The sequence below is a fragment of the Moraxella sp. K23 genome, from assembly GCF_041154765.1.
Taxonomy (GTDB): domain Bacteria; phylum Pseudomonadota; class Gammaproteobacteria; order Pseudomonadales; family Moraxellaceae; genus Faucicola; species Faucicola tetraodonis.
In genome coordinates, this window is the sequence record NZ_AP031595.1 from 1,361,826 (window position 1) to 1,373,836 (window position 12,011).

10 protein-coding genes are annotated in these 12,011 nt (G+C 40.4%); 3 read left to right on the plus strand and 7 right to left on the minus strand.

Going from position 1 to position 12,011, the window contains the following annotated elements:
- Positions 1-12: 12 nt before the first annotated feature.
- Together ACAM37_RS05920 and ACAM37_RS05925 are read left to right on the plus strand one after the other, a co-directional pair.
- Positions 13-795 (plus strand): glycosyltransferase, encoded by a 783-nt coding sequence (locus ACAM37_RS05920; protein ID WP_472826309.1) that lies wholly within the window; start codon positions 13-15, stop codon positions 793-795.
- A 62-nt stretch (positions 796-857) separates the two neighbouring features.
- Complete coding sequence (locus tag ACAM37_RS05925) at positions 858-1,643, plus strand: hypothetical protein (RefSeq protein ID WP_369625726.1); 786 nt, start codon at positions 858-860, stop codon at positions 1,641-1,643.
- Between the two features lie 109 nt (positions 1,644-1,752).
- Here ACAM37_RS05925 and ACAM37_RS05930 read toward each other — a convergent pair whose 3' ends face one another.
- The 6 genes from ACAM37_RS05930 to glnE form a co-directional block, all read right to left on the minus strand.
- Entirely contained in the window at positions 1,753-2,727 is a 975-nt protein-coding gene (locus ACAM37_RS05930) for a capsular polysaccharide synthesis protein (RefSeq protein WP_369625727.1), read from the minus strand.
- Positions 2,728-2,745: 18 nt separating this feature from the next.
- The gene (locus tag ACAM37_RS05935; RefSeq protein WP_369625728.1) at positions 2,746-3,717 is read right to left on the minus strand and encodes a glycosyltransferase family 2 protein; all 972 of its coding nucleotides are present in this window, start codon (positions 3,715-3,717) and stop codon (positions 2,746-2,748) included.
- 16 nt (positions 3,718-3,733) lie between these two features.
- Positions 3,734-4,825, minus strand: coding sequence for a glycosyltransferase family 4 protein (locus tag ACAM37_RS05940; RefSeq protein WP_369625729.1), 1,092 nt, complete (start codon positions 4,823-4,825; stop codon positions 3,734-3,736).
- A gap of 7 nt (positions 4,826-4,832) precedes the next feature.
- The gene (locus ACAM37_RS05945; protein WP_369625730.1) at positions 4,833-5,663 is read right to left on the minus strand and encodes a glycosyl transferase; all 831 of its coding nucleotides are present in this window, start codon (positions 5,661-5,663) and stop codon (positions 4,833-4,835) included.
- Between the two features lie 96 nt (positions 5,664-5,759).
- The gene (locus ACAM37_RS05950; protein WP_007116868.1) at positions 5,760-6,704 is read right to left on the minus strand and encodes a branched-chain amino acid transaminase; all 945 of its coding nucleotides are present in this window, start codon (positions 6,702-6,704) and stop codon (positions 5,760-5,762) included.
- A gap of 86 nt (positions 6,705-6,790) precedes the next feature.
- Positions 6,791-9,613, minus strand: a complete 2,823-nt coding sequence (gene glnE, locus ACAM37_RS05955) for a bifunctional [glutamate--ammonia ligase]-adenylyl-L-tyrosine phosphorylase/[glutamate--ammonia-ligase] adenylyltransferase (protein ID WP_369625731.1) — start codon at positions 9,611-9,613, stop codon at positions 6,791-6,793.
- A 595-nt stretch (positions 9,614-10,208) separates the two neighbouring features.
- Between glnE and phbB the strand changes: the two genes are divergently transcribed.
- Positions 10,209-10,982 (plus strand): acetoacetyl-CoA reductase, encoded by a 774-nt coding sequence (phbB, locus tag ACAM37_RS05960; protein WP_369625732.1) that lies wholly within the window; start codon positions 10,209-10,211, stop codon positions 10,980-10,982.
- A 132-nt stretch (positions 10,983-11,114) separates the two neighbouring features.
- On the opposite strand, the gene rpiA is transcribed toward phbB, so the two are convergent.
- The gene (gene rpiA / locus ACAM37_RS05965) at positions 11,115-11,804 is read right to left on the minus strand and encodes a ribose-5-phosphate isomerase RpiA (protein ID WP_369625733.1); all 690 of its coding nucleotides are present in this window, start codon (positions 11,802-11,804) and stop codon (positions 11,115-11,117) included.
- Positions 11,805-12,011: the final 207 nt, after the last annotated feature.

Sequence of the window (12,011 nt, forward strand, 5' to 3'; positions counted from 1 at the left end):
AATCATTTACTTATGACTTTACCAAATTACACTTCAGCGCCTGCTTTGCCTGATGAAAACCGTTACATTATTTGTATGAAATGGGGCACCAAATATGGTGCTGAGTATGTTAATCGCCTGTACAATATGGTTAACAGACATTTAACGTTGCCCTTTCAAATGGTATGTTTGACCGATGATAGCACAGGGATAGATGCTAACGTCAAATGCTACCCAATTCCTGAGCTCAATTTACCCAGTAATATTCCTGAACGTGGCTGGAAAAAACTGACCACCTTTAGCCCTGAATTATATGATTTAAAAGGCACGGCGTTATTTTTGGATATTGATATTGTGATTGTCGATAATATTGATTGCTTTTTTACTTATCAAGCGCAGCACGATGACAGTGTGGTGATTATCCGTGATTGGAAAAAACCGTGGCGCATGGTGGGTAATTCATCTGTGTATCGCTTTAAAGTCGGACAACATACTTACCCAAATCTGTTATCAAATTTTGAGCAAAATTTTGACAAGATTCGTAGCCAAGTACGCCATGAGCAAGCTTATCTATCCAATTATTTGCGTGAACATCATCACCTTGAATATTGGGATGCGTCTTGGTGCGTGAGCTTTAAATACCAATGTGTGCAGCCATTTCCCTTAAGTTTTGTCAAACCGCCGATTTTGCCTAAAGGGGCTAAAATGGTGATTTTTCATGGGGAAGTGAATCCACCTGATGCTATTATTGGCAAAAGCGGTAAGTGGTATCGCAAGGTATTACCCACTAACTGGATTAGGGATTATTGGTATTGATATCAGTAAAGTAACCCTTTTAATTGCTTAAGCAACTGTTTTCTACTTTATGTGCGAACACCATGATGCGTCAAAATAATAAATTATTGGGTGCAACACCAATACTAGCTGCTTATCACGCGCAGACTTTTGACTCGCTACAATCACAGTTCATTGGCTTTGATGAATTGTCTATCATCGCAAAGATTTATCATGATAATGCACATTTATGTGATGAAAGTGATACTGCCATTTTTAATGCTGTGCAATTACAACATTATGAACCGCAATGCTTTGATAATTTGTACCAGCATCTACGCCATTTACAACTTGAGTTTATCGGTCAATCTGAGTTGCTGTTTTATCATACTTTGCTGATTGTCCTTTTGCGACGGGGTTATCAGCCTGAACAGACATTTACACTATTTGAATTACTTTGGCAGACGCATAACGGCTTTTTTTTCGAAAAGCTGTCGTTAAGATGGCTGGTATCTGCAGCCGATACGTTTATTGATTTTAGCGAAAGTCCTTTGCGCCGAGCAATTTTGATGAATGTGGTCAGTGTTATTAATACCCTAAAAATTTATGAGACCCAGCTATTTTTATTAACCGATAATCAGGTACCAATTCCACCTAAAGTGAATGCATTATATGCTAAGCATCAAGTGCTATATGACGGCTTGACCTTTTTTCGCTTAGGGAGTGATGATACGCTTGAGCAGATGCGTAGGCGTTTTTTAAAATTTGAAAAAGTCGATGCATTTGCCACTCAATTTCTTTTAACTGTGTTATATCGATTACATGATACGCCCTCAGCCTTTTCGCTGATTAAACAGCTACATACCGAAGATTGGGGTTATCAGTGGTGATTAATTTAATATTAAGCAGCGAGTTTAAAAATAGATAAGAATGAAATCAGCCTAGTGACTATGTTTTTTGATATCGGTCGGGGTGATTGGTTTGGTGTATTTAAAAACTTCAGTAACCATTCAGGAACTGATGCTTAATATAATGATAGAATGTCTGGTTATTAGAATCGTTTGATTTCTTATGAAAACTTAATTTATGTAATGAACTCTTTTGAATGATATAGTCGTATCGCACTTTATCAAATGGCTTATTTAAATCAAATTGTAAAAGATGTGGGTAAGTATCATCTACCACAGGAAAATCAAATGCAACTGCATTTGTCTGTTTTAATTCATTGATTAAAATTTGAAAGAAGAAATAGTGTTCAATGCTATTTTGGGTTTGCCAGTAATAAATAAGTAGGTCTTGTAAAGTTTGACTCAACGCTGTTTTTGGTTTGCCAAAAACAATACTACTTAAAAATTTAACTTTAAAATTAGTGTCCCAATTAAAATACAAATGATCAGCTACTAGTCCCCAATCTTTGTTCTCTGAATGATCTTCCCTTGAATACATAAAAAAAGGCAATTGAATTAAATCTTCTGGTAACTGTGCTGTCATAAGAACCGAAGCATCTAGCCAAATGCCACCATAATTATTGATTAATGCCACTCTTAATAAATCTGAAAAAAAGACAGGTCTAAATTCACTATTTAAACGTTTCTCTGCAATAAACTCAGGAAAACCTAAATAATTAGCAATATCTTTGTCAGATAACCTAATTACCGTGTATTCGCCTTTAAAGCAATCAACTGAATGAAAGCAAATCTTAGCAAGCTCTGGCAAGTTATCCATTCCTTGAGCCCAATACTGCCAAATGATTTTTTTACCCGCTAATTCTGGTTTATGAATAGTCAAATTGTAGTGAGCTATCTCGCCCTTTTGGTATTTTGCAATAGCATCCTGCCAAAATTCAGCCACACGCATTTGTGTAGGAATTTCTGAATAACTGTAGTGCCATTTTTTACGGTAGGATTTTGGTACCAGTGCATTATATAAAGGCTTAAATGACTTATTTCTAAAATTCTCATAGACAAATCTCATTGATACCCCTCTATCAACTTATTGGCTTAAAATTTTTTCAGTTTGACGATGTTTAAAATCAAGCTTTTGATAGCGTATCCAACCAATCTGTCGACCGATACATCGTCGGATGTAATCAAAGTTTATATTAAAATGGTCTTTTAGGTAGTTAAGCATATCAAGTTGTTGATTGTCTTTTAGCTTTTTTACCAACCCTGCATAACGATTGTAAGTTTTATAATATAGATAGTTTTGAAAAAATAGGTCTTCATGCAGATCAGCTTTTAAATGATTAACGCGATAAAGAAACGCCCCAAGATAATCATCGACATATTTTTTATCAATTGTTTGAACAATAGAGCCTGTACGCTCACGATAATCAATTAGTGGATAGTCAATAAAAGCAAAATTTTTGATAACTTTTGACAAATCCGTCATATAGTAAATATCTTCAAACTTTTTACCCTCTTGAAAACCTATATCTTTAATCACTGAGCGTTTATAAATTTTGTTCCAAACATGATTGCTATTGTTTTCAACAATATTTTTAATAAATTGCAGACTGTCATTATTCATTATTTGATTAGCTGGACCGACAAAGGCTTTTTTTGGACGTTTGTTATCGCCGCGCCATGCCATGTAATTGCCACCTAGCATATCTACATCCATTGATGCTAATGCATTCACTACTTTAGTATATGCACCATCGTGCATCGCATCATCAGAATCTATAAACCAAACATATTGATTGGTTGCTAAAGGCAAGAGCGCATTACGCGTACCTGACAGACCACGGTTGTGAGGTGCTTGCACCAGTGTCACTTTTTGATTGGTTTGATAGGTTTGTAACATTTCCCAACTGTTATCAGTTGAAGCATCATTCATGACGATAATTTCGGCATTATCGTCAATTTGTGCCAATATAGAATTTAGGCATTCTTCAACATAGTCAGCAACGTTATAAACTGGTATTAGGATACTGATAGTGATAGGTTTGGATTGGCTTTGCATGTTATAACCTACTCATTTATCGATTCATAATTTCGGTAAAAACGTCATAATAGTCTTTGAGCATCCGCGATTTGGTATAGTAAGACAATACTTTTTGCCGTGCTTGAATAGTCATCGTTTCAAAGTTTAATGGATTGGTCAAAACACTTTCAAGCTGTTTTGCCAATGTTTGTGCATCGCCAATAGAAAAAACAAGCCCATCTTTTTTATGTTCGATAAGCTCATTGACGCCCACAGCATCACTGCCTATCACCAAGCAGCCTGCCGCCATCGCTTCAATAACTGACAAATTCAACCCTTCAAAACGACTAGACATGACAAACATTTTGTGTTTTTCCAATAGCTGCGGTATTTCATTACTATGATTTATCAATGTTACTTGCTGAGATAAGCCATATTTTTTGACTAATTTATCGGCTAAGTTTTGATAGCTTGTTTTACCACTACCCACAAGCGTCAGTGTTGGGGTGATGTTTTTTTGTTTTAGTAGGTTTAATGCTTCAATCAGCGTTGCATGGTCTTTACTTTTTGCAAAGCGGGCAACCATAATAATATCCTTGTTACGGCTACTAATTGGCATTGGCTCACTGTCAAATCGCTTTGGATCAATGCCATTAGCTATGGCGATGATAGGCGCTTTAAGCTGCTGTTTGTTAAGGACTTGTGCAACCCCTTTGGATACCGCAACGACGCTATCAGTAAATTGACTTAAGTGACGGGTTTGCCATAGTTTGATAAAGGTATAGCGTTCTTTAGAATTGTGCTCAACTTGTACCATGTGCGGTACGTTGGCTTTTTTTCCTGCAGCTCTACCTATGATATGCTCTGGAAAACCATGAGCCACCAAAATATCAGGCTGCCACTCTTTGATGATTTGTTGAAGCTGTTTGCTCGTTGCAAAGTGAGGACTATTGATAACTAATTGATAGTTAATGCTTTTTTTTTCAAGGCTGGCTAATTTTTCTGACGTAGTCGTCTTTTTTTGACGAAGCACCAATAAGCTTTCGATATCTGAGTAGGCTTGGTGGCCCGTTATAATATCCACCGCCACACTGGTTGCGCCCGAAAACCCCCCTGTTACAAAATGCAAAACTCTGATTTTCTTCATGACGCTTTTACTCGCGCCAAGCTTCTTCGACCCATTTACTCGGTAGAATAAAATAACGAAGATGGCGTAAGGGTTTTTTCTTGGCTTCAGGGGACGTTTTTAGCATATTAAGATAAGCTTTCATATCACTAGGATAATCTGGATGATATTTGCCTGCAATGGCTTCAGGCGGATTTAGCTCACCCCCAGCAAAAATCACTATTTTAGTACCTACGGGTTTTTTGGGAGGCAAGACATAATTTAATGGAAAATTACGGCGGCATTGATAGCGAAAATGTTTGACCCACCCTTTTGGGTAAAAAAATGCACCATTTGGCGCATTTTTTGTGACAAAACGCTGTTCATAACGGTACTTTTCAATGGTCGCCATTTGGTTAGTTGAAAACTGCTGTTGTAATGGATATAAACACCCTACCCGAAAGCGAAATAGTGAAGTTTGACCCAATTTCTCTAGTGGATTGGTAATATTGCGAGTCATCACTACTTCTTGTTCTGGTAGATAGTCAAAAAAGCCATCAATGTTGTCCACAATGACCAAATCCAAATCCATAAACAACACATTGTCCGTCAAATCACCTAGCTGCTTGCTCCAAAGGCGTGATTTACCCCACTGCCCTGACGTACCCACAGGTATAGTATAATTAATGATGGGTAGTGGTTGGCATTCAACTTCAGCTCTTATACCCTTTGAGTCATCGGTAAAGCAGACAAAGCGAAACGGCGGGGTGATATTACGGCTTACCATTCCATACAGCTTATTCACGTATTCTGCACCAAACTTTTTGCCCCATTTGATACAAATGACTTGTTTTGGTGTACTGGCTGCTTGCTGTGTCATGTTGTTGCCTTAATAGACTGGATTTTAGTCAAAATAAAAGGATAGCTATTTTAACATAACCATCCTTTAAATATCACCTATAAACAGTTTACTGAGTTATTCATCCACGTAGCTGAGCCAGTGCGCGTATTTATCATTTTTGCCTTGCACCACATCAAAAAATAGACTTTGCAGTTTTTCGGTGATTTCACCACGCGCGCCGCAGCCAATGACGTGGTCATCATATTCACGAATTGGGGTAATCTCGGCGGCAGTACCTGTCATAAAGATTTCGTCCGCGATATAAAACTCATCACGGGTGATTCTACGTTCATGCACTTTGATGCCCAAGTCCTGTGCAAACTGTATCACCGTACGACGGGTAATGCCGTCCAATGCACCCCCTGACAAATCTGGGGTATGCAGCTCACCGTCTTTGACCAAAAATAAGTTTTCCCCTGAGCCTTGACAAACATAGCCTTGGGTATCCATCAATACCGCCTCATCATAGCCATGACGGGTGACTTCTTGGTTTGACATGATAGATACTGGGTAGTTGCTGACGGCTTTGGCTTTACACATGGTGACGTTTGGATGGTGATGGGTAAAACTTGAGGTTTTTACACGGATACCTTTTGCCATACCTTCTTCCCCCAGATAAGCACCCCAAACCCAAGCGGCAACGATGGTGTGAATGCTATTATCTTTGGCAGCGATACCCAATTTTTCAGAACCGACCCAAATCAATGGGCGTAGGTATGCCGATTCAAGGTTATTTTCACGTACCACGGCTTTTTGTGCTTGTAATACTTCCTCATACGAATAGGGTACAGCAAGCTGGAAAATTTTAGCGGAATTTAGCAGGCGCTGGGTATGGTCTTCTAGACGAAAAATCGCCGTGCGTCCATCATGGGTTTTGTAGGCTCGAACCCCCTCAAATACGCCCATCCCGTAGTGCAGTGTATGGGTTAATACGTGGATTTTGGCATCACGCCAGTCTACCATGTTGCCGTCCATCCAGATAAAACCATCACGGTCTGCCATGCTGGGAATTGTTGCCATTGATTACTCCTAGTTTTTTGTTTGAGATAAAAAATTTTTTGTTTGAAATAAAAAGTGCTTTGTTTAAATAAAAATTGATGTTACATCTATTCTGGACGCTGCCCGATTAAGCGATGCCATTGCGCATCAACAAAACTGCGTAGTTCATGCCACTGGGCTTCATCTACCAGTATCGGCTGCTCCGCCAAAGCCAAGCGATGCGTCATACTGCGGATGCGAAGATAAGCGTGCGTTAGCTGTTGGCATATTTCGGTTTCGATAATACCTGTTTTGGCAAGCGCTTCAAAGATACGCACATTGTCACTCCAAACTGCCAACGCAGGATAACTATTGGCATACGCCAAGACAGCAAACTGGGCAATAAATTCAATATCAACCAATCCGCCTGCATCTTGTTTCAGATGAAATAATCCTTGCTGCTTGGTGTGCGGTTTGCTGCCCAAATGGTCTTGCATCTTATGCCGCATGGTGGATACTTCGATACGGACACTGTCTTTATCGCGCGGCAGACACAATACTTCTTTACGAATCTGGTCAAATCGCGTCATCACGCGGTTATCGCCACAAATCGCACGAGCGCGAACCAACGCTTGGTGTTCCCACGCCCAAGCTTTGTGCATTTGGTAAAGTTCAAACGCATGGGTAGAAACCACCATCATACCCGCTTGACCTGAAGGACGCAGGCGCATATCAATCTCATAGACACGGCCATCGCGCGTTTGGGTGGTCAAATAATTCATCAGTTTTTGGGCTAGGCGTGCGGCAAACTTCATACCGCTGATGGGTTTTTCACCGAGCGTCATCGCTTCTTCATCAATGTCATGAATAAACACAAGATCAAGATCTGAGCTATAACTCATCTCAAGTCCGCCAAGCTTACCATAACCGATAATCGCAAAGCCATTATGCGCTTCACTCACAGGCTCGCCTTGGGCATTAACAGGATACCCATGTTTTTTTACCAATTCACCAAATACCCGTTGCAACGCTTTTTCAAGAACCACTTCAGCGATAAAGGTGAGTGAATCAGAGACTTTCATCAACGGTCTATCCGCCAACACATCACTCGCCGCCACTGCCAAGACTTGGGTTTTTTTGAAAAAACGAAAGGCGTTGAGTAGCCCTTCTTCATCATTAGGCTCTACCCGTAACAACTGCTGACGCAAGATGTCACTAAGTTCTGCCTTATCAGGTAAATGACGGTATTTTTCACGGATAAATGAATCCAGCAAAACAGGATAACTGACCAATTCGCTCGCAATCCAAGGGCTTGCTGCCAACATGGGAATCAATTTGGCGGCTGCCGTTGGGTTTTCGACAAACATGACCAAATAAATTGACCGACGACTTACCGCCTCTAGCAGTGTCAACATTCTAGGCAACGCCACGTTGATTGCATCTTCGCTTAAATCAGAATGTAACAACCCATTGATTAGAATCGGATAGGCAGCATTTAAGCGAGTCTTGGCTTCTTCACTAAGCCCTGCGATGAGCTTACTTTGCCAAAACTGGTTTAATTTGTCTTTATTGTCAGCGCTTAATTTTTGCTCAAGCTCAGATAAATTGTGCTGATGATCCACTTGCAATTGTTCATCAGACTGCTGACGATCACTGACCAGCTCGTCAAAAGGTATTTTTACCATTTGGCGGTATTCATTGAGTTTGGCTAACAATGCCGCCCAATCAGCAAACCCCAACACTTGGGCAAGCTGATGTCGCTGCATGGCATCTTGTGGTAGTCGCTGGGTTTGTTCATCATTGATGGCTTGGATACCATGCTCCAATCTGCGTAAAAAACGATAGGCTTGTGCCAATTGCTCATGGGTCACAGCATCGATAAAGCCATGTTTTTCCAGTTGGCTCATCGCTTGTAGGCAGTTTTTTACTTTGATATCACTGACACGCCCGCCATAAATCAACTGAAACGACTGCACGATAAACTCAATATCACGGATACCACCTGCCCCAAGCTTGACATTGTCCGTATCTTGACGTTGTTCGACTTGGTTTTGAATCAGCGATTTCATCTCACGTAGGGCGGCAAAGGCACTATAATCGACATAATAACGAAATACAAACGGCTTGATAAGGGCTTTTAAGCTATCGCTAAAGGTGACAGGGTTGACGATTCTGGCTTTTAGCCAAGCAAATCGCTCCCACGCCCGTCCATGTTGGGCAAAATATTTTTCCAGTGCCGATAAATGAATTGCCAAATCACTGCCATCGCCCCAAGGACGCAGGCGCATATCAATGCGAAATACAAAACCATCTTGGGTGTTTTTATCAAGCAGATTGATGATGCCTTGACCCCATTTGGTAAAAAATTTCTTGTTATCGATGGATTTAGCAGCTTTTGACCCTTGTTGTTTTAACGGGTCAACCACCGTCTCACCTTGCCCTTGATGGACAAAAATCAAATCGATATCGCTGGATAAGTTGAGCTCTTCTGCCCCCATTTTACCCATGGCGATGATGGCTAAATCATCCTTGTGTGGTTTATTTTTTTCATCAAAAAAATACGGCTCGCCATAGCGACTGATTAAATCTTGATACACATAGTCTTTGGCAAAGATGAGACAATAATCGGCAAATTTTGATAGCTCCCATGTCAGCTGCTCTAGACTAATCAGATTTAATGCATCTTGCCAAATCCAGCGCACCATCAACAAATTGCGTAGATGACGCAGCCCCCGCATCACGCTTGCTTCATCCGCCAATTGGTAATCTTCATCCAGCGTATAATCGCGTATTAAATCTTTGATATGTTGAACATCGAGCGTTTGGGTAAGCGGATAGCTTTTTAAAAAGCTTTGTGCAACGTTTGTTTTAGTCTGCCAATACTGATAGCCAAAATTACTAGCTTGCTGTAATACAGCGATTTGTTCTATCGTCGGTAAGAGTTGCGGCATTCTAATTTCCGTATGGCAAATAAATAAACAGACTAAATAAACAGACCCACCTCATCGTGGTATATATAAGTACTAAGCATTCACGCTTGCGTGTTCATACACTCAATCTTGTACAATCAATCTTGTCCAATCAAGTTTGTAAAATTAAGCCAACTTTGTACCATCAAGCAAGAAATTTTGCAATTAGCCTTGATTAAGTGCAGTTGATACAGGGTATTTTGCTCAACCTTACATTGCTTAAAGTTATCCTTATAGCCTAGCACAAACCGCTATTGTTGCAAATTTTTTTAGCACATAAACCTATAAATACTCGTTTGCGCGTAGCAAAATGTTTGTAATAAAAATAAAAACGTAAAAAATATTGGTAGTTATCAAATCTTCATATATGATGAAAAAAACAAGGAAGTAAAAGTCAATAAATTTATGTGAATATTCGGTTTATATTTTTTTTTGACCCTGATATCAATCGCGTGTGACTGATTTTTTAGCCGCATGTTTAATTGTAAAAAAACCAACATATTTATCTTATAAGCTATCCTAATCATTGAATTTTTTATTACAACCAACAATCACAACAAACAAGGAGCGTACTGTGATGACAACGGACAACTCAACTGCAAATAAAAAAATTGCCCTCGTAACAGGTGCGCTAGGTGGTATTGGCACTGCTATTTGTCATGCGCTAATCCAAGCTGGCTATCACATCATTGCAACCTACACCCACAAAGCGGATAGCACGGTCAACCGCGGCGAAGCTTGGTTAAAAGAAGAAGGCATGAATGCCAGCGATTTCACCTTTGTTGAAACCAATCTCACCGACCATGAAGCAGCCACCAAAGCCATTGTTGATGCAATTGAAAAAGCAGGTCACATTGATGTGTTGGTAAATAACGCAGGTATCACCCGTGATACGACTTTCAAAAAAATGACTTATGAGCAATGGTCAGAGGTGATTGATACCAACTTAAAATCACTATTCACGGTCACCCAACCCGTATTTAACAAAATGCTTGAGCAAAAATCTGGGCGTATCGTGAGTATCAGCTCAATTAATGGCTTAAAAGGTCAGTTTGGTCAAACCAACTACTCAGCCACCAAGGCGGGTATCATCGGCTTTAGTAAAGCGTTGGCACAAGAAGGCGCTAAATCTGGGGTGACCGTTAACGTGGTGGCACCGGGTTATACGGGTACTAAAATGGTGATGGCGGTGCCGGAAAAAGTGATGGAAAGCATCAAAGCAGGCATCCCAATGGGTCGTATCGCCCAACCTGAAGAGATTGCCGCTGCAGTGTTGTATTTGGTAAGCGATAGCGCTGCTTATATTACAGGTGAGACCATCAACGTAAATGGTGGTCAATACATGCACTAATGAGCTTGCCATCAAGCTTGCCATTAGCGGTTATAAACTAAATTGGTTATGAACTAAAAAAGACCCGTCATCGTGACTTGGTCTTTTTTGTTGAATGACAACATTACTAACGACCGTTAACTTACTGGCAACTTACTTGGCTGTTAATTTTTTTACGCCCTCTGCCGTTGCCATCAGCAAGATATCAGCGTGCTGTGCAGTAAATAACCCATTACACACCACCCCAACGATATTGTTTAGCTTTGCTTCAAACGCTGCTACCTTTTCAATGTCCAAGCCGATATCTAAGCCATAAACATCCAAAATCAAATTGCCATAATCGGTGACAAATCCTTCACGGTAGACCGGCTCACCGCCAAGCTGCACCAACTCACGCGCTACATATGAGCGCGCTTGCGGCAACACTTCAATCGGTAGTGGAAAGCCAACGCCTAATTGCTGCACCCATTTGCTTTCATCCACCATGCAAATAAACTGCTTAGATGCGGCGGCAACAATTTTTTCACGGGTTAAAGCGCCGCCACCGCCTTTGACTAGCTGTAAGTGCTCGTTTACTTCATCGGCACCATCAATATATAAGTCTAACTCGCCCGTGAAATTTAAATCCATCACCTCAATACCGAGGGCTTTGAGCTTATTTTCGGTGACCTTTGAGCTTGCCACAGCGCCCTTTAGGTTAACTTTTGGCAATAATTCAATGAGGCAGTTGACGGTACTACCCGTCCCCACGCCCAAAATCATGCCTGATTCGATATATTTTAACGCGTCTGCTGCCACGGCTTGTTTTTGTTGTTGTTGCGTGCTTGCATTCATCGTACTCATAGACCCAGCCTTGTTAGGAATTTATCAAAAAAACAGATAGAAAACTTAATGCTATCAATTACCCAACTTATTTTACCGTAAAAGCACTTGCAAGCTAAACCCTAAAGTCCTAATCTAATCACTTATTTTTTACTTCTCTAACGATTTGCTGTGTTTTGGTTATAAAAGCACACAGAGCGTAAAAATAAATCTTCAAACGTATTTTTC

Bases quoted from the DNA above. Each gene is read 5' to 3' on its own strand.
- ACAM37_RS05925 (WP_369625726.1), top strand. From the start codon at position 858: ATGATGCGTCAAAATAATAAATTATTGGGTGCAACACCAATACTAGCT.
- ACAM37_RS05940 (WP_369625729.1), bottom strand. From the start codon at position 4,825: ATGAAGAAAATCAGAGTTTTGCATTTTGTAACAGGGGGGTTTTCGGGC.
- glnE (WP_369625731.1), bottom strand. From the start codon at position 9,613: ATGCCGCAACTCTTACCGACGATAGAACAAATCGCTGTATTACAGCAA.
- phbB (WP_369625732.1), top strand. From the start codon at position 10,209: ATGACAACGGACAACTCAACTGCAAATAAAAAAATTGCCCTCGTAACA.
- rpiA (WP_369625733.1), bottom strand. From the start codon at position 11,804: ATGAGTACGATGAATGCAAGCACGCAACAACAACAAAAACAAGCCGTG.
- ACAM37_RS05935 (WP_369625728.1), bottom strand. From the start codon at position 3,717: ATGCAAAGCCAATCCAAACCTATCACTATCAGTATCCTAATACCAGTT.
- ACAM37_RS05920 (WP_472826309.1), top strand. From the start codon at position 13: ATGACTTTACCAAATTACACTTCAGCGCCTGCTTTGCCTGATGAAAAC.
- ACAM37_RS05945 (WP_369625730.1), bottom strand. From the start codon at position 5,663: ATGACACAGCAAGCAGCCAGTACACCAAAACAAGTCATTTGTATCAAA.
- ACAM37_RS05950 (WP_007116868.1), bottom strand. From the start codon at position 6,704: ATGGCAACAATTCCCAGCATGGCAGACCGTGATGGTTTTATCTGGATG.
- ACAM37_RS05930 (WP_369625727.1), bottom strand. From the start codon at position 2,727: ATGAGATTTGTCTATGAGAATTTTAGAAATAAGTCATTTAAGCCTTTA.